We start from the raw sequence: 18,041 nt of genomic DNA, 5'->3' as shown, positions 1-18,041 counted from the left end.
GGTCGGGAGGGCCGTTCGGCGCAGGCCTTCTCCCGGAGAGTCGGGTACGCGGAGTGACGATCTCACCCGATGCGTCCTACGCTGATCGAATGACGGTGCGCCGGCGGCTGGTGGCCGCCGCGGTGGGCGCGGCAGTGCTCGCCGGGGCCGTCCTGGCGCTGCGCGACCCGGGGCCGGGGGTCGACGGGCCGCCGCCGGAGCGGGTCAGCCGCTACGCCGCTGACTCCGTCGTGCTGCCCGAGCCCGGCGCCGCGCCGCGTCCGCCGGGGGACGTGCGGGTCACGGCGGGCCCGACCTGGCAGCGAGTCGCCTGGACCGGGTCCGCACCCGGCTACGAGGTGCGCTGGCCGGGCGGCGCCCGGCTGGTCGCGGCCGAGGAGGTCCAGCTCGACGGGGTGGCCGACGGCGCGGTGATCTCGGTGCGCGCGGTGGACGGCCACGGACGCCGCTCCGCGCCGGTGGAGGTGCTCGGCGCCGCCCCCTCTGGCGAACTCTGGCGCGGCGGGCTGACCGGCCTGTACGACGCCTTCGGCGGCGACGGCTCGCTGCGGGCCGACGCGCCGGGCTCGCTGTGGCACCTGTCGGGGTACCGGGGCTGCGTGGAGATCGGCGCGCGGTCGCCGGGGCGGGCGGGCGCGGTGGTGGAGCTGGGCTGCGGCGGCGACGTGGCCGTGCTGCGTCCCCGAGCGCCGATGCGGCTGATGGGCGGCGCGGGCCGGGTGGCGGTGCTGACCGACGCGGCGGGGCCGGGCGGACGGCTGGCCGTCGACCTCGTGCCGGGGCCCGCCGACCGCGTCGGCGAGGAACCGCCGGGGGTGCGCGCCGAGCTGAGCGGCACCTCGGCCCGGATCTCCCCCGGCGGGCGGCCAGGGCGGGTCGCCGAGCGCGGAGCCGGGGTGTTGCACCTGCTGGAGGTGGAGGTCGGGCCCGGCGGGGTGGTCATGCGCGTGGACGGCGCGGTGGTGGCGACCGGGCCGCCCGCCCCGCGCTGGAGCGAGGCGTACCCGCTCATCAGCGTGTCCGGCCCGCACGGCAGGCGGGCCAGGGTGCACCTGGCGGGGGCGGGCTTCAGCGGGCCCGCCGCGCGGGTGCCCCCGGTCTACGAGGTGCCGGTCTACACCGCGACCAGGCAGGTGCTCGGGCCGACGACCGACGCGCCGGACCTGGGCGTCGCCGGGCACCCGCTGGCCATGGCGGCCTCGGCCAGGGTCGTCGCCACGGTGTCGGCGCCCCCGGGCCTCGACCCGGCCGCGCTGACCGTCCAGCTGGGGCGCCACCGGATGCCCGCCCGCCTGGCCGCCCCCGTGACGCCCGGTCCCGGCGCGCTGGCCACGGTCGGCGCCGACGTCCCCGCCGCGGTCCTCGGGCGCGCCACGGCGGCGCTGAGCCCGTTCGTCCTGCGGTCCGCGCGCCCCGCGGGCGGCGCGACGGTCATCGAGTCCTACCTGGAGATCACCCCGGTCGCCGAGGCCGCGTTCCGCCCGCCCGCACCGCGCGCCCCGGCCGCCGTCGCCGACGCGCTCCCCCGCGCCGAGCTGGTCCTGGGCGACTCCGCGGGCAGACCCCTGCCGCACGCCGTCGCCCCCGCCGAGGGAAGGCTCGTGCTGGAGGTGCGCATCGATGCCGCCGAGGCCCAGTGGGACTCCGGCGCGGTGGCGGGCGTGCACGGCTTCGAGCTGCGGCTGGACGGCCTGCTGGTGGCCGCCGTGCCCACGGCGCTCGACGGGCCCTCGGCGGGCGGGACGTACGCGGTCGCGCTGGCGCTGGCGGGTCTCGCGCGCGGCGAGCACGTCCTGGAGACCACCGCGGTGGGCGCCTCGGCGTCGGCGTCGACGCTGACGCGCTTCACTGTGAGGTGAAATGTCTGGTGATCCCACTGGAGTTTCTCTAGTGATCTCCTCGACGGGAACGCGCTACCGGAGCACGGCGTGGTCGGCGGCGGCTTTGCGGATCGAATCGGCGAGCACCAGCAGCGAGTGCGGGGCGCCCGGGTTCACCAGGACGTGGACGCCGGTCGCGGGGAGGGCGTCGGCCAGCTGGACCAGGGTGACGTCGCGCCAGCGGGCGGCGTCCACCCGGTCGCGGTGGGCGTAGGCGGTGGTGACCAGGACGGCGGGGGTGCCGTCCGGGGCGGGGCGGACGACGGCGACCCCGCGCTCGTCCAGCGCGATGCCGTACCTGACCTCGGCGAGGACCTCGGGCAGGTGCTCGGGGTCGAACTCGCCGGAGGCGAGCTTGCGCAGCACGGCGTCGACCGGGTCCGGCGGGGAGTCCGGTGTGGACGGCAGGTAGAGCGGGTTGGGCTGGAAGCGGCCCCGGAAGCCGTCGGCGGAGACCCGCCACGCGCCGAGCATCGCGGTGATCGGCGGGTTCTGGCCCTCCTCCTCCGGCCGCCACTCGTTGTCGACCAGGAAGATGAGGCCGCCCTGCTCAGCGGAGGCCATGGACGGCCTCCTCGGAGGCGGCGGCGGGGAACGGGATGGAGACGGTCTCCATCAGACGCGAGAGCCAGGGCAGGTCGGTCTCGTCGTCGGCGGCGTGCTGCTCGGGCGCTGGCTGGTGGAGCGCCTGCTGGTGGAGCGCCTGCAGTTCAGGGACAGCGGGCTCCGGCGCGGGCTTCGCGGCCAGGACCCGGCGGTGCGTGCCGGCCAGCACCGTGCTGGCGATGAGCCGGGACTGGGGCAGGGTCGACTCGTCGAGCAGGTTCATCACGCCGACGGCGGCGTCGCGCAGGCGCTCGGCCCGCGCTGGATCGCTCGACTCGTGCACCAGCAGCGTGTGCATCGGGTCCAGCGGCGCGGCGCGGACGCCGGCGGGGTCGCCGGTCTGCTCGGCAGGGCGGACCCACAGGCCCGCGCGGACGACCTCCACCACGACGTCGGGGGCGTACCAGTAGACCCCGGCGGCCACCTCGGACAGACCGGGCGCGGGCGCGCGGTGGGCGGCCAGCCTGCCCACGGGCAGACCGCCCGGCCGGTAGGCGTAGGCCTGGGCGAACACGCGCGCGCCGAGCGAGCCGTCCTGGCGCAGCGCCAGCACATCCCCCGCGACCGGGACTCCGGTGTAGACGCACACCTCCGCGCCGACGGCGTTGGCCAGCTCCTGGCCGAAGGCGGCGTCGTCGGCCGGGCTGAGCGCCCCGTAGCGGGTGAACCTCACCGCCGCCGCGGCGTCGGCGGGCAGGGTCCGCCAGAACGCCGCGACCTCGGCGACGGTGAGGTCCACGGCATCCCGCGCGCCGAGCGCGACGATGGGTGTGTCGCGCAGCCGCGGGAGCGTCATGGTGAGCCGGTCACGCGCGGGGGCGAGCGCGTCGGGGGCGACGTCGGGGCGCAGCCACACGCCCGCGGGCAGCGGCTCGGCCACCCCGCGCAGTCCGACCGTCCTGGTCCGCCCGAGTTCGACGGACTCCCAGGCGGGAGCCGGGAACCGCTTGCCCGCCCACCTCGGCGCGGTCTCCTTGCCGAAGTCGACCCAGGCGCCTTCCCCCGGGACGAAAACCGCGCCCGCCAGGTGCAAAGCCACCCCGTAGGGCGCGGTCACCGGCCTGTTCGACCGGTCGGCGAGCCACTGCCACGCGTAGGGCGGGATGTCGCTGCCCGCCCTGCCCGGCACGACCCTGACCGGCCCGCGCCCGCGCGGCAGGACCCCGGCGAACGCCTGCCACACCTCGATCGGGGACACGGCGGGCAGGTCCATCACGACCAGGTCGTGGTGCGGGTCCGCGGGCAGCGCCCCGGCGAGCGCGCCGGCCTCATCGGAGATCCCGTCGACCGGGTGCACGACCAGCGCGGCGCCGATCCTCGTCCGGGCGACACGGGCGCCGACACGGGCGCGGAGTCTGCTCAGCAGGGCCATCGGGCTCCCCTTTCGATCCACCGCGACGATCACACGGCGGAGGGGCGCCCGGCGGGCGGGGGGCTCCGGCGACGCGACATCGCCGGAGTTCCCCTCACGAAGCTCAGGCGACGGCGATCACGTGCACGGCCAGCGGGTCGGGGTCGATGACCGCGGCGCCGCCGTGGGCGGCGATGAGGGTGACCTCGTCGGCGTCGCGGACGGCCACCAGGAGGGTGCCGACGGTTTCGCGACCGCGGTCGTCGGCGCGCCGGACCCAGACCAGAGCCCGCGGCAGGGCGGACAGCGCGGCCATGGCCTCGGTCCAGGTGCGGTGGGTGCTGGTGGCGGCCTCGCCCGCGGTGGCGGCGAACCAGTCGGGGCCGCTGGGCTCGGGGGGTTCCGGGAGATCGGTGGCTCCGGCGTCCCAGGCGCGCAGATAGGACCACGGGTCGTCGTTGGGGAGGGTGAAGGGCTCCTCGCCCTCGGCCTTGGGGACCACCAGGGCGGCGTCGAGCATCTGGTCGCGCCAGTCGCCGGTGGCGGCGTGGCGGGCCGAGGTGCAGGCGAAGAGCCAGCCGCGGCGCAGTTCGTCGGACTCGTCGGGGTCGACCAGGACCACCGCGCCGCGATGCCAGGCGTTCAACCAGGCGGTGGCCTTGGCGGTGGCCGACGGGAAGTCGGGGGCGGCGGCCATCGGCGGGGCGAACGGGACGGGCGCGCGGTGGAAGCGGGCCAGGGTCAGGGAGCCGACCTCGGCGTCGTCCAGGCGGGCCAGCTCGCCGCGCTGGCCGTCGATGAAGACCGCGATGCCGTTGACGTGCTGGGCGTAGAGCAGGTGGCCGGTGACCTCGACGCCGTCGACGCGCCTGCGCAGCCACAGCGCGCCGTGGGTGCCGGGGCCTCCCCCGGCGATGGCTGAGGCCGCTTCGTCCCAGGTGGCGCACTCGGCGACCTCGGCGTCCGGGAAGTAGCGGGCGAGCATGCGGTCCCACCAGCCGGGCCGCTCGTCCTGCGGGTGCCAGGGCAGGGCCGAGGCGGGGTGGCCGCCGACAGCGGCGTCGGTGGCGACGAGGCAGCCGCGGGCGTTGACCCGCCACTGCCAGCCGTCGGCCCCCAGGTCGGCGAGCGGGTCGGCGGTGGAGGCCGGGTACGGGTCGCCGCCGTCCTTGGGGACGGTGACGGTGGCGGCGAGCAGCGCGCCGGGGGCGGTCGGGTCGGCGTAGGCGCTGGGCACCAGCCAGGCGTGGGCGGTCTCGATGACCGGCTGCCCGGCTGGGACGACCAAGCCGCCGTAGGCACGCTCCAGCCAGCCCGCGGCCGTGCGCAGAGCCTCGTCAGATGCCACCGCTGCCTCCCCTCACGGCGAGATGCCCGTGGTCTGACCCTATCGGCGGCCAGGGCAGGCCCGCCTGCGCCAGGTGCCGCAGGTGCGCGTCGTAGCCCGCGCGCGAGTGCGGGTTGGACAGCGCCATGAAGGCGTCGTAGATGTTCCTGTAGCGCTCGGCGGCGCGCGGGTCGTCCGGGTGCAGGGCCGGGTGCATGAGGTGGGCGAGGCGGTCGAAGGCGGCCCTGATCTCGGCCTCGGTGGCGGTGGGCGGGAGACCGAGGACCCGGTAGAGGTCGCGGGGGTCGGTCTCGTCCAGCCTGCGGACCTCCTTCGCGTACTCGTCCTCGGGCTGCGTCTGGTCAGACTGAGCCTGGTCTGGGCGCGTAGGATCGGGCTGGGGGTCCTGCTGCCAGGCGTCGGCGCCCGCCTCGGAGTCGCCCGACCACCAGCCGTGCTGCCCGGTGTCGGCGGTGGGCGCGCTGGGCGCGGCCTGCTGGAGCGGGTAGCCGAGGTCGCCGAGCGCGTCAGCGAGCCGGGCCTCCGCTGCCGCGGTGTCCGCGCCGGTCGGCGAGACCAGCCGCACCGAGGGGGCTTGGGCCTGGTCGTACCTGCGCTGGAACGCCGGGCTGGAGGCCAGCACCTCGGCGAACACCGGCGGCCGGACCAGGACATCGGCGTCGCCGTCGGCGGACTCCACCGGCAGCGCGAACCGCTCCCCCTCGACCCGCGCCGCGACGGTGATCGCCTCCAGCGAAGGCGGCGTCGGGTCGGGCTGGGGGAAGGCTGTGTCCAGCAGCGCGTCGATGTCGATCTCGTCGTCATCGTCGGTGCGCACGACCGAGGGCCGGGGCACGAACCGCCCGGCGTCCTCGGCCCAGGCACGCACCCGCTCCAGCCGGTCGAAGGCGATCCCGCGGCCCAGGTCGGACTCGACGACGTCGTCCCGGCTGAAGCGCACGCTCGCCCCCTGCCCGTCGCGGCCCTGGAACACCGCGGGCAACCGCGACCCGCCGATGCCCGACACGCCGCCTTCACCGCTCAGCGGGGGCATGCCGTCCTCGGCGCGGATGTCCCGCTCGAACAGCTCGCGCAGCTTCTCCATTTTGGAGTGGTAGTCCGAGTTGTCGCTGGAGTAGGTGAGGTAGTCGTAGCGGCGCCCCCCTTCGGCGAAGACGAACGCGCCGGTCTCGTCGGGATGGTTCTGCTTCTCGGGATCATCGGAATCGACGCGCCTGAGCCCGCTGAACCCGGACTTCCTCCCCGGCACGACGCCCTCGTCCGGCCGCTGCGGGTTCACGTAGCGCGCTTCGGTGGAGTAGGAGGAGAAGTCCGCCTGGAAGTACTGCTCGACCTCGGTGAAGAAGTTCTTCACGTCCCGTGCGGAGACCCCGGTGAGCTTCGTCAGCTCCAGTGCGCTGGCCCCGGCGAGCTTCTTCAGTTTCTGTTCGGTGACAGTGGTGGTCTTCGGGCCGTCCTCGGTGGCCGAGGGGTCGACCGGTGGGCCCCACTGGTGGGCCACTCTGCGAATGAACTTGTAGGCCTCGGTGACGTCGTGCCCCTTCTGCTGCCCCTTCTTGTCCTCCCGGTGGCGCAGGTAGAGCCCGATTGGGTCGGCGTCCACGATCGCCTTGGCGATGCCGAACTCCCGCTTGCTCGACCACAGGCCCTCGTGCCTGTTCATCGCGGTGACCGCGCCGCGGTGCTCGGGCTCGGCGTCGTGGGCGGCTTTGCTGTCGCCGTAGAGGTTCTTGGAGTTGACCTTGTCCATGTCGTGGAACAGGATCGCCTTCGCCAGTGCCTCGCGGGAGATGAACCGCTTGCTCTCGTCGTCGTTCCTGGTCAGCTGGAAGTACTGGTTCAACACCATCTGCGCGTGCTCGTGGAAGAGCGGCTCGCCCTTCTCGCCCTCGGCGCGGTTGATCGCCGAGCCGTTGTGCTCCTTGATCATCTCGTTGAACTTGCGCCGGATTCCCTCGTGCTCCCGGGTCACCCCGTCGTCAAGCGCGGTGATCAGCTGCTCTACGACGCGGTAAGCCGCCGAGTGGTCGTGCTTCGGTTTCGCCAGCACGTCGTTGATGGTCCTCTTGAGGTCGTCGCCGACCTCACGGTGCTTGGCGAACACCTCCGGGTCGCCCTTCTGGGTGTAGCCGAGCGTGTGCTCGACGCGCCAGCGACCGAACTCGTTGGGGTACGGGTCGAGGTCGCTGGTCCTGGTGTCGAGGTCGAACTTGTTGCGGTCGGCGTCCATCGAGTTCAGCGCGCCGAGGTAGGCGATGGTGGCGAAGCGGGGCACCGTCGTCGTCATGACCGGGTCGAGTTCGTCGCGGGTGATGAGGCGGAGCGGCGCGTTGTCGATCACAGCGTTGACGCGGCCCGCGACGGCGGCGCTGACGTCGGCGGCCAGCCGCTTCACCGCGGCCGGCTCGACGAGGCCGAGAGGGCCGTTGCCCGGCTTGATCAGCTTCCGCAGCGAGTCCGCGATCTTGGTGCCGATCTTGTCCCGGAACATCGTGCGCTGCGCGTCGGGGGCGACGTCGACCAGGTTCTGGGAGAGGACCTTGTCGACGGTGGCTTTGCGCACGTCCTTCATGAGGGTTTCCTGGAAGTACTCGGCGAGTTTCACCGGGTCGACCGCGAGCGCGGTCTTGGGCAGCGGGCTGTGGTCCCGGTGGCCGATGCGCTCGCCGACCTGGTCGATGACCGCCTGGACGCGGGCGCGGTCCATCCAGGTCTGCTGGTTGGCGGTTGTGCTCGCGCCCTCCAGGAGGGTGGCGTTCGGCGTGCCCGCGGTGATGTCGCCGAAGAAGGTGTCGAGCATCCCCTGGATGCCGGTGCGCAGGGGGTCGGCCAGGTTGGTCGTGTCCAGGATCTCGAAGCGCTTGTCGGCGAGGATCCTCTCGGTGAACTTGCGGGCGACGGGCTCGGTCACCGCCTCCTGCCACGTCCGACCGTCGGCGGTGCCGTTGGCCACCAGGGCACGCAGCTCGGCGAAGGTGCCCGGCGCCTTCGGCTCCGGTGCGCCGGGCACCACCTTGAAGACGCCGTTGATCTCCTTGAGGAAAGCCTTGTCCTTGCCCAGAGCGGCGAACGCCTCGCCGATCGCCACCCGCACATTGCCCCACACCGCCGGGATCGGCGCGGTCGCCACGGCGGTCACCGACGCTCCGAGCTGGGTGCGGATGGCGTCGGTGACGGCGTTGAGGTTCTCGGCGGCGGGCGTGTAGGTGTTGACGAAGGTGTTCAGGTCCGCGTCGGTGGGCTGCTTCGGCGGCGCTGTCTCCGTTTCGCCGGGCCCCAGTTCCTGACGCGTGTGGAAGGCGTCCATCGATTCCGCGCCCGACTTCTGCGCCTGCCACAGGGCGTGGGCGGTCATCAGGCGGTTGCCGATCCCGCGCAGGGCGGGGGCGCTGTTGTTGAACCCCTTGAAGACCTGCGTGCCGTCGGTCTGCCGCGCCCAGCTGAACCACGGGTCGTTGAGGTGGCCCAAAGCGGTGGAGTCGAAGTCCTCGCCGATGCCCAGCCGGTTGTAGAGGTCGCCGATGGACTCGACGCGGCCGGACAGGTTCGGCCTGGGGTGCGATTCGGTGCCCAACGGGACGTAGGTGACCAGGGACCAGTCCAGCGCGTGCTCCTGGAGGGAGTCGCGGCCGTCTCCGCGCATCCCGAACTGGTTGGACTCGCCCGTGGGGTCCACCATCTGCGAGGTGTCCTTGTCCGCGATGTGCTCGCCCCTCGCGTCCTCGCTCGCCTTCTGGTACACCGCCAACGGGACCAGGTAGGAGCGCAGCAGCGGGGCAACCGAGGACGACGGCCCGGCCTTGCCCTGGGCGGCGGCGTCGATGCGCTCCTGGACCTGCTGGCGCTCGTACTTCGACACCCACTGCACGGCGCGCAACGGCCTGCCACCGCCCACCCACAGCGACCCGGGCTTGCGGTCCTTGTTGAGGGGGACCTGCGGGGTGACGTGGCCCTTGCGGTCCTGGTGGACCTCCTTGTAGTTGGAACCGGGCTCGGCGACGTCGTACACCGCGGTGTACACGCGCACGTAGTGCTCACCCTTGATGGTCTCCACCTCGAACTCGCCGCGGTGCTCCACGTGCGGCTTGCCGTCGGCCATGGTCTTGGTGGGGCCCGGGTAGACGATGCCGGGCCTGCCGAGGTGGACGACCTGGGTGGTGGCCGCGTAGCGGGGGGCGTCCTCGCTGGAGAGGTTCACCAGGTGCACCGGCCTGCCGCTCCGGGGACCGTAGGAGGACCAGGAGCCGTCCTCCCTGAGCAGGTGCACCCGGACGCCCGCCTTCTCGGCGATCGTGTTGCGGGAGAACGTCATCTTCTTGTCGATCTCGGCGAGCTTGCCGGTGATGCGCGCGAACTCCTTGGGCGAATCGGCGTCCAGGCTGCGCTTGATGGCGTCGATGAAGTTCGACAGCTCCCGGAAGCCGCCCGCCTTCGCCACGACCGTGTTCGCGCCGTGGCGCTCCAACTGCGCGCGCTGCGCTTCGCTGAGCGCGCTGGCCGCGACCACGGTGCCCGGCGGCAGATCGTCCTGCGAGACCGGCTTGGACGGCGCCGGCCCCGCCGCGGCCCGACCGTCGGCGGGCGGCTCCAGGGCGTGGACCGGCAGCGGCCGCACCACCCCGGGCAGCTGCATCAGGCCGATCTCGGAGGGCTTCGTGCCGAGGTCTGCGAGCAGCCCGTCCTGGCCGTCGAGGTAGACGACGCGGAAGCGGTCACCGCCTTCGGGCTTCTTGTGCACGGAGATGTAGTGGCCGTTGCGGTCCTCCTGGTTGAGGAAGACCAGCGCCTGCGACCCGATCGGGACGTCGGGACGGGACATGATCCAGTCGATCATGTCGAAGTCGTCGACCTTGCGGAAGCGGGCGCCGACGGCGCGCTCGACGTCCTCGGTCTTGACCGGGGCGCTCGGGCCCGCCTGGTGGGCCTTGCCGTCGCGGATGGTGTTGATGGTCTGGATGGCGGCGGCGGCGCAGTTGGTGCGGTGGCCGGGGGTGTCGCTGTCGAAGTGCTGCTTGTTGACCTTGGGGATGAGGGGGTAGTGCTCGCGGACGTAGCCCTCGGCGTCGGCCTTGGTGGCGAAGGTGCCCAGTGAGACGCGGTTGGGTGAGGGGTCGATGGGGTGGGCGCCGGTGGCCTCGGGGCCGCTGCCGGTTCCGGTGATCCGGTCCTGCCGGGTGGACGGCTCCGGGGTGGGGTCGGGGCGCTGCGGGGTGGGCTCGGAACGAGAGCCAGAAGAGCGGGTCTCCGCAGTGTCCTCGAAACGGACACCAGTCGACCGTGAGGACTCAACGGAACGGACCTCGGGAGCGGCCTGGGGGCCGACGTCCGTGGACCGGGAGTGGGAAGGGCGGGTCTCGGGGGTGTTCTCGGACCAGAAGCCGCCGACGTCGGCGACGGAGCGGGGGGCAGCGGGGCGAGGGGCGGAGGAGCGGGGGGTGGGGTCGGGTGTGGTGCGGCTGGGTGGGGGCTCGGGGTCGTGGCGGGTGGCGGTGTGGGCGGAGTCCTGGGCGCGCTGGGCGGCGGCGGTGGCGCGGTGGGCGGCGTTGACGCCCATGCGGGCGGCGGCGCGCATGGTTTCCAGGGCGAAAGTCGGCTTGCGGGTGGCCGGGGAGCCATCGAGGTCGGTTCCGGTGCGGGTGGCCGCGGATGGGGTGGCGGTGTCGCGGTCGGGGGTGGCCAGGGCGGGGATCTCGGCGGCGTGGCGCTGGGCGCCGTGGCGGGCGTCCATGATGGCCGGGCGGCGGGTGTCCTCGATGGCGCGGACCGCGTCGGCGGCCTTGGCTGCGGCGTCGCGGGCGGCTTGGGCGGCGCGGTGGGCGGTGGCTTCGTGCTCGGCGCGCTGGGTGCGGGCCTGCTCGGCGGCGGCGGGCCTGCCCTCGCGTTCGGCCGTGGCGGCGGCGTCCCCCGCGCGGGTGGCCGCCGCGGCGGCCTGTTCGGCGCGGGCGGCCTCCTTCGCGGCGGTGGCGGCGGCCTGCTCGGCGGTGCGGGCGGCCTGGTGGATGGGGGTCTCGGCGCGGGCGGCGACGATCTGCTCGTCGTAGACGCGGCGGGCCTCGTGGTAGGTGGCCTCGGCCTCGTCGCGCTTGGTCGCAGGGGAGGCGTCCTCGGGCTCCTTGCCCTTGCCCTGCTGGAGCTGCTGGGCCTCGACGGCCTTCTCGGCGGCGGTCCACGCCTTGCCCGCGTCGGCGAGGGCGGTGGCGGCGTCGGTCAGCGACTCCGGCAGCGGGCGGGTGGCGTCGGGGCGGTGGCGGATGGCGAAGGCGTCGGTGACCGGAAGGTCGGCGACCCCGGCGCCGGAGCGGGAGAACAGGCCCGGCTTGGGCTTGGCCACGAAGCGGAACTCGACGTCATGCAGGTCGACCTGGGTGATCTTGCTCTTCTCCGCCGACGTCCCCGGCAGGCCGGGGACCTTGTCCTTGGGCCGCGAGCGGTACTGCTCCCCCGACAGCACGCTCTCGTGCTTGCCGGTGGGCAGGCTGTTGGTCTGGGTGCTGGCGAAGTGCGAGCCGAAGTTGCGCCTGCCCTCGCCGAGGTCGTTGGCGCCGCCGGGGTGGCCGACCCCGGCCCCGCCCAGCAGCGGCACCGCCGAGGTCTCGGCGCTGTGCCCGGACTTGGCGGTGTAGGTGCTCTTGTGCTGGGCGTCGGACTTGGCCTCGATCTCGACGGCGGCGCTGACCGAGGACAGCCGCTGCTCCTCGGGCAGGCGGGCGTGCACCTCCAGGTCGAAGTCCTTCAGCGGCACGGTGAAGCCGCCGCGCATCATCTCCGGCAGACCGGCCTTGACCGCGGGCAGGGTGAGCGCGGCCTTGAGGTCGGCGACGGTGCGCGAGTCCACGACGCCGCCGGGCGCGCGCGACACCGCCAGCTCGGCCCGCTCGCGGAACGCTGTCATGTCGCCGAGGTAGTGCTCGGCGATGAAGTCGCCGCGCTCGTAGCCGAGGCCGTCGGGCTTGTCCGCCCCCGGCTCCAGCAGCGCGACGTGGCCAGGCTCGGTGCGCCACTCGGCCAGCTGCTCGGGGGTGACCTTCTTCGGGCGGGGCCTGTCCTCGGTCCAGGCCTCGGGGCCGTCCTCGCCGAAGCGCTCGCCCTTGGGGGCGGGGAAGGACTCCTCGGGCAGCTTCAGCAGCGTGACGTCGCGGATGGCCGCCTGGTCGCGGGCCACGGGCTGGCTCGCGGTCTCCACGCCGTTCTCGTCGAGCCCGTAGCCGCGCTCGATGCGCAGGTCCAGCTGGATCTTCCCGGTGTAGGAGGCGACCGGGCCGGAGGTCTCGGCCGTCTGCTTGTGGCTGTGGCCGAGGGAGTCGGAGCGCTCGGCGTCGTTGCGGGAGAGCGAGACCCCGGCGGCCCCGCCGGTCTGCAGGTTCCCCGACGCGGGGCCGTGGCCGGTGCGCGAGGTGGCGGCGCCCGGGTCGCCCTTGCCGCTGATGTTGACCCCGGGCCGGAACAGCGCCTCGACGCTGCCGACGGTGTGCCCCGAGCTGGTCGACTTGCCGGTGGACATCGACAGCGAGTCCGCCGTGGCGAGCTTGTCGACGTGCTCGATCCCGGTGAACCGAGGCGCGTCCACGAAGTCCGCGCCGACGGTCAGGTAGTAGGTCTTGCCCTGCCAGCGGCCGATCTCCTCGCGCAGCGGCGCGATCTGGCCGCCGTTGAGCGCGATGCCCGCCGCCCGGTTCACGTTGGCCAGGAACCGGTCGACCATGCCGTGGTTGTCGTGCTTGGCGTCGTGCTTGGACTTGGGCAGCAGCGCGTCGGCGGCCTGCTCGCCGAGCGACTCGGCCAGCCTGCGGTGCAGGTGCGGCATGCGGTCGCGCACGTCGACCACCGAGGTCACCGCGCCCAGCCCGAGCGAGACGCCCTTGCCGCCGACGACCGACTCCGGCGCGGGCATGGACGGCGGCCCCTGGACCGGCCCGTCCTGCGGCTCGCCGCGCATGGCCGCGATCTGCGCGTCGGTGGCCCACACCAGCATGGACTTCGGCAGCGTGAAGCTGGTGCCCGAGCGGCCGGGCTCCTTGCCGTCGAACCAGCCCGCCTTGTCGATGTTGCCCTGGTACTTGGCCTCGGAGACGACGTCGGTGGCGACGTCCACCCACACCAGCGTCTCCTTGACCGGGACCGCGCCCTTCACCGTCGCCTCGGTGGACGAGCCGATGTCGGCCGTGCCGCCCTTGCCCCACCGCAGGTCGACCGGCGTGACGGAGCCGCCCGCCAGCGCGCGGAAGCGCACCACGGTGCCGCTGTTGCCGCCCGCCGCGCCCACCGGCACCACGGTGTTGCCGACCTCGACGCCGACCGACGACGCGGTCTTGTCGCCCTTGCTGATGCCCGAGCCGCCGCCGTAGGTCTTCTCGATCGACTGGTACTCCAGGGCCGTGACCGGCTCCGGGTTCTTCGGGGTGAGCAGCACGGTGGTGTCGACGCTGAGGTCGCGCCTGCGCCGCTGCCAGTCGCGGTGCACCTCGATCGGCTCGAACGGGGTGCCGCTGCGGCGCAGCCCGTCCGGGGTCAACTGGGCCTCGGTGGCGCGCGACCCGCCGCGCGGGAAGGCGGCCTTGCCGTCGGGGCCGAGCGCGTCGATCGGGTCGCCGGAGGCGGTGAAGGCCCGCTCGTCGACGGCGTTGCCGATGTGGTCGGTGCCGAGCACGGCGACGATGTCGAGCCCGTCGAGGGCGTGCGGCGCCTTGCGGACCAGCTCGTTGGGCCTGGGCACGTGATCCATGGTGCGCACGTCGGTGGGGCGCACTCGGGCCAGCGCCTCGGGCGCGGTGTCGCTGGTCAGCACCTCCGGCACCAGCACCCGCAGCTGCACGTCGTGGGACTTGAGGTCCCCGGAGCCCTTGACCTCCACCAGGGTCGGCACCGAGCTGCCGTGGCCGCCGATGGTGATCTTGCGCAGCAGCGGGCTGGTGCGGACGTAGGACTGCACCTCGGGGGTGATGGTCAGGCGCGCGCCGAACGGCCACATCTTCTGCTGACCTACCGTGCCGTCCTCGCCGACGGAGTCGCCGTGGGTGCGGACGGTGCCCTCGTGGCTCTTGCCGGAGAGTTCGTCGGTGTGCGTCCAGGCCTTGCTCTTGGTGATGTTGAGGTTGCCGTTGTGGGAGTGCCCTGTCGTGCTGAACGGGTGCCAGACCCGCGGTCGGATGCCCGCGTCGAGCTTCAGCGTCTTCTCGTCGGTGAGCTTGGAGTTCTGCTTGGCCTTGGCGTCGGTGACGTGGGTGAAGTCCTCGGGCGTGCCCAGACCGCGGACCTGGTCCATGGTGGCCTTGAGGGTGACCGTGGTGACGTAGTCCTGGAACGTCGCCTGCTTGGGGGAGACGGTGAACGACAGCCCGCGGTCGGTGAGCATGGTGTCGACCAGCTCGGAGAGGTGCTCGCCGGAGAGGTCCTTCTTGAGCTGGTCGCCGCGTCCGAGGAGCCGCTCGATGCTCGCCTTGAGGCCGCGGGAGTACTTGCTGGTGAGCTTGGCGTCGCCGAACTCCAGCACGTAGTCGCTGCGGGTCAGGTGGTACCACTTGTGGCCGGGCAGGGTGCGCAGGGTGTCGGCGACGGCGCGGTAGAGGGCTTCGCCGCCGCGGAAGTCGTCGACGACCGCGCCGCCGATGGAGTGGCCGGAGACGATGTGCGCGGGCGGGTAGCGCACGGGCTGTTCGTCGGCCTCGGGCGTGGGCCTGGTCGAGCCTTCGGGGTCCGACGGGGTCGGGGTGGACTGGTTCTGGGTGGGCTGGCTCTGGGTGGTCGGGTCCTGGGTGGTCGGTTGGGGGGTGGCGGGGCCCTGGTTGCCGGGCTTGGGGGTCGACGGGTCCGGGGTGATCGGGGTCGGGTCGGGCTTCGGCGGGACGAGGCCCGCGTCGGCGGCCTTGTCCCGGGAGGTCGACTGGAAGGTCTCGATGATGCCGTCGAGGGTCTTGACCGCGCCGCCGAACGGGCGCACCTGGAGCACGTGCTCGGTGCGGTAGCGGACGGCCTCGCCTTCCTTGGTGAGCGAGGTCTTGTGCAGCGACTTGTCGCTGTGCTGCATGGTGTGCGACTTGGTCGCCGACGCGCCGAGGGCCGGTCCGATGCCCGCGTGGACGACGCCGGCGATGTCGGCGCCGGCCACCACCGTCACGGTGCCGTCGACGCCGCGGGAGGTGGAGTCGGAGGTGGTGAGGGTGTCCTTGACGAAGCGGTGCGCGGTGGACTTCGCGTCCGGCAGCGTCTGGATGACCTCGACCGTGCGCGCGATGGCCCGCATCTCGACCATGCTCGCCTTGTGCGACCAGCTGCCGCTCTCCGGCCCCTTGACCAGGGGCTTGGAGCGCACCCAACCGGCGTCGGGGTCCACCTTGAGCTGGGCGTCGGTCACGGCCATCTTGTGCCAGTTGGCCCAGATGTTGCCGTCGCTGAGGAACTCCTGCAGGTCGCCGCGCCCGGTGGAGCGGATCTCGGTGACGCGCTTGGGCAGGTCCCTGGCGGTCTGCTCGAAGAAGCCGCCGCGCGTGCCGGGAATCGAGTGCAGCTCCTCGACGGCGGGGGCCTTCGGCAGCGCGGTCACCGGGACCGGGCCCGCGTCGGGGTCGGCGCGGGTGAAGCCAGGCGGCACCGCGATCTCGGCGGTGCCGGTGATGGCGCGCTCGGACCCGGGGGTGATCTCGGCGACGGTGCGGCCGTCGGCGTCCAGGACCGTGTAGGTGACCTCGACCGGCACCTTCACCGTGCGCATCCCGGTGGTCTCGGCCTCGGTCGACTGCGTCGTCTTCAGCTGACCGGTGACGTCGTGGCTCAGCGACGGCGCGCCGGGCACCCCGACCTTCGCGGCCACCACCAGCGGCGGCGTCGCCGAGTAGGACGCCTGGACGTTGAGGCTGCCGTCGCGCTTGGCGCCCGCGGTGTTGTTGGACCAGGTCTTGTTGTCCGTCTTGGACTTGACCTCACCCGGCGCGGCGTCGGGGTCGACGAACTCGGCCTTGTCCCACAGCGGACGGGTGCGCGGACGCACCTCGTAGACGTTCTTGCCGTCGACCACGCGGAAGGGCGGGCGCTGGCTCTCGTTGAGGAAGGACAGGACGTTCGTGGAGACCTCGTCCTGGATGCGCTGAAGCATCGGGTGTTCGCGCAGGGCGGGCACATCGCGGGCGATACCGCCCTTGATGTCGGCTCCGACGAGCACCGACTTCTGCTCCGAGGCCCCGGCGCCGCGGTTGTCCCGCACATACTCGGGAATGTTCAGGTCCGCGGTGGGCTCGCCGCGCGGGGGCAGCGTCCGCAGCTCGTGCTCCTCCGGTCCGCCGCGCGGGGGGTTGTCCGGATCGGGCTTGGGGGCGTTGGCCGGGCTGTGCTGGGCGGTGTACGGGCCGTCCGAGGCGATGCTGGAGACCAGCGGGCCCGCCGCGGCGGGAGCGGGGGCGGGGCGGGCCTCGTCGGCGAGCGAGTGGGAGGCGACCGGCCGCGACTGCTCGTGCAGCGTGGCGATCAGCCCGAGCTGCTCGGCGGTGAGCACCTTGTGCGCGATGTCCCCCATGATGCCGCCGCGTCCCGTGGGGCGGTTGAAGAGCAGATCCGGGTCGGTGTAGCCCTCGCCGAGGCCCAGGAAGTGGAAGTACTCGTGCAGCCTGCTGCCGACGGGCGCGGCGGCGTCCCACTGGACCTGGTTGACCTTGCCGTCCCCGGCGCGGATCTCGACGGGGACGTTGGCCTTCGGGTCGGCGTCCCAGCCGCGGGTGACGCCGTTGGGGGTGGCGGCGTCGACGGTGAAGTGGACCTGGCTGCCCTGGAACTGGCCCTTGCCGGGCCAGGTGTGCTTGTGGTTGAAGTGCTTGTCCAGCTCGGCCTGGAGTTCATCGGCCAGGCCGCGGCGGGCCTTGGCGTCGACGGAGCCGTCTGGGGAGACGAGGTCCAGGGGGACGGTGAACTCGACCACCCACTTGCCGGGGGCGACCTCGAAGTGGCGGAGGTCGTAGCGGATCTGGGTGATCCTGCCGGACACCTGGCCGTCGGCCGTGTGGAGACCGCCGTCCTTGCTGTGGGGGTCGAAGCGCTCCGAGGTGAAGCGGGTGGGGGTGGCGCCGTCGCGGCGGGTGGTCCAGGTGGTGTCCACCCGGGGGAAGGGGGTCGTGGGGGTCGGGGGGCGCGGGGTTGGGGGGAGGAGGTCGGGGGTGAGGTGGGGGACGGGGGCGGCGAGGACTTCTTCGGGCTTGGGGTGGAGCTTGACGGGGGCCGGGGACGGCTTGGCGACCTTCTCGGCGGGGCGCTCGGGGGCAGGTCGCTCAGAGGTGGACCTCTCCGGAGCGGGACGCTCGGTCACCGGACGCTCAGAGGTGAGCCTCTCCGGAGCGGGACGCTCGGGGACAGGGGTGGGGGTGGTGGCTTTGGCGGGGACGGGCTTTTCGGGGGCGGGCTTTTCGAGGGAGGTGGAGCGATCGCCGGTGGTCGCGCGCTCGGTCGGGGCGGGCCGCTCGGTCGAGGTGGGTGAGCGGTCGGCGCTGGTGGTTGAACGCTCGGGGGTTGGGGTCGAACGGTCGGTCGATGTCGTCGGGCGCTCTGGGGCAGGGGTGTAGCGGTCGGAAGTGGTGGCTGTGCGCTCGGCGGGTGGGGTGGAGCGCTCGGGAGGGGGGGTGGGGCGGTCTGTGGAGTGGGTGAGGGGCTTTTCGGTCATGCGGTCGATGAAGGAGCGGTCGGAGGACTTCTCCATCAGGGCGGCGAAGCGGTCTTGGACCGACTTTTCGATGCGCGGAGCGGCTGTTTCGGTGCGTGGGGCCGGGGTGGGCTGCTGGGTGGTGGTCGAGGTGTCGGTTCGGGTGGGTGTCTGGGGGGTGGAGGTCTGAGAGGTGGGGGTGGGAGTCTGGGAGGTGGGAGTGGGCTGGAGTGTGGG

General features: G+C 73.3%; 5 protein-coding genes. 1 reads left to right on the top strand and 4 read right to left on the bottom strand.

Going from position 1 to position 18,041, the window contains the following annotated elements:
• The first annotated feature begins 89 nt into the window (after positions 1–89).
• A complete protein-coding gene (locus tag ACFPM7_RS12465; protein WP_378247274.1) occupies positions 90–1,859 on the top strand; it encodes a hypothetical protein in 1,770 nt (589 codons plus the stop codon).
• A gap of 54 nt (positions 1,860–1,913) precedes the next feature.
• Here ACFPM7_RS12465 and ACFPM7_RS12460 read toward each other — a convergent pair whose 3' ends face one another.
• The 4 genes from ACFPM7_RS12460 to ACFPM7_RS12445 form a co-directional block, all read right to left on the bottom strand.
• Positions 1,914–2,444 carry a type VII secretion system-associated protein gene (locus ACFPM7_RS12460; RefSeq protein ID WP_378247272.1) on the bottom strand — a complete coding sequence of 177 codons (531 nt, stop codon included), beginning with the start codon at positions 2,442–2,444 and terminating at the stop codon, positions 1,914–1,916.
• Entirely contained in the window at positions 2,431–3,858 is a 1,428-nt protein-coding gene (locus tag ACFPM7_RS12455) for a hypothetical protein (RefSeq protein ID WP_378247270.1), read from the bottom strand. The genes ACFPM7_RS12460 and ACFPM7_RS12455 overlap by 14 nt, the downstream gene beginning before the upstream one ends.
• 103 nt (positions 3,859–3,961) lie before the next feature.
• Positions 3,962–5,185: a YrhB domain-containing protein gene (locus tag ACFPM7_RS12450; RefSeq protein ID WP_378247268.1), complete on the bottom strand. Its 1,224-nt coding sequence runs from the start codon at positions 5,183–5,185 to the stop codon at positions 3,962–3,964.
• Positions 5,175–17,474: a DnaJ domain-containing protein gene (locus ACFPM7_RS12445; protein ID WP_378247266.1), complete on the bottom strand. Its 12,300-nt coding sequence runs from the start codon at positions 17,472–17,474 to the stop codon at positions 5,175–5,177. The genes ACFPM7_RS12450 and ACFPM7_RS12445 overlap by 11 nt, the downstream gene beginning before the upstream one ends.
• Between the last annotated feature and the right edge of the window lie 567 nt (positions 17,475–18,041).

The sequence above is a fragment of the Actinokineospora guangxiensis genome (genome assembly GCF_042657845.1).
Taxonomy (GTDB): domain Bacteria; phylum Actinomycetota; class Actinomycetes; order Mycobacteriales; family Pseudonocardiaceae; genus Actinokineospora; species Actinokineospora guangxiensis.
The sequence above is the reverse complement of the archived record's forward strand: the minus strand, read 5'-3'. Positions and strand labels throughout refer to the sequence as shown.

What these genes read in the sequence shown, in the direction of transcription:
- ACFPM7_RS12465 (WP_378247274.1), top strand. Translation starts at nt 90, where the DNA reads ATGACGGTGCGCCGGCGGCTGGTGGCCGCCGCGGTGGGCGCGGCAGTG.
- ACFPM7_RS12460 (WP_378247272.1), bottom strand. Translation starts at nt 2,444, where the DNA reads ATGGCCTCCGCTGAGCAGGGCGGCCTCATCTTCCTGGTCGACAACGAG.
- ACFPM7_RS12455 (WP_378247270.1), bottom strand. Translation starts at nt 3,858, where the DNA reads ATGGCCCTGCTGAGCAGACTCCGCGCCCGTGTCGGCGCCCGTGTCGCC.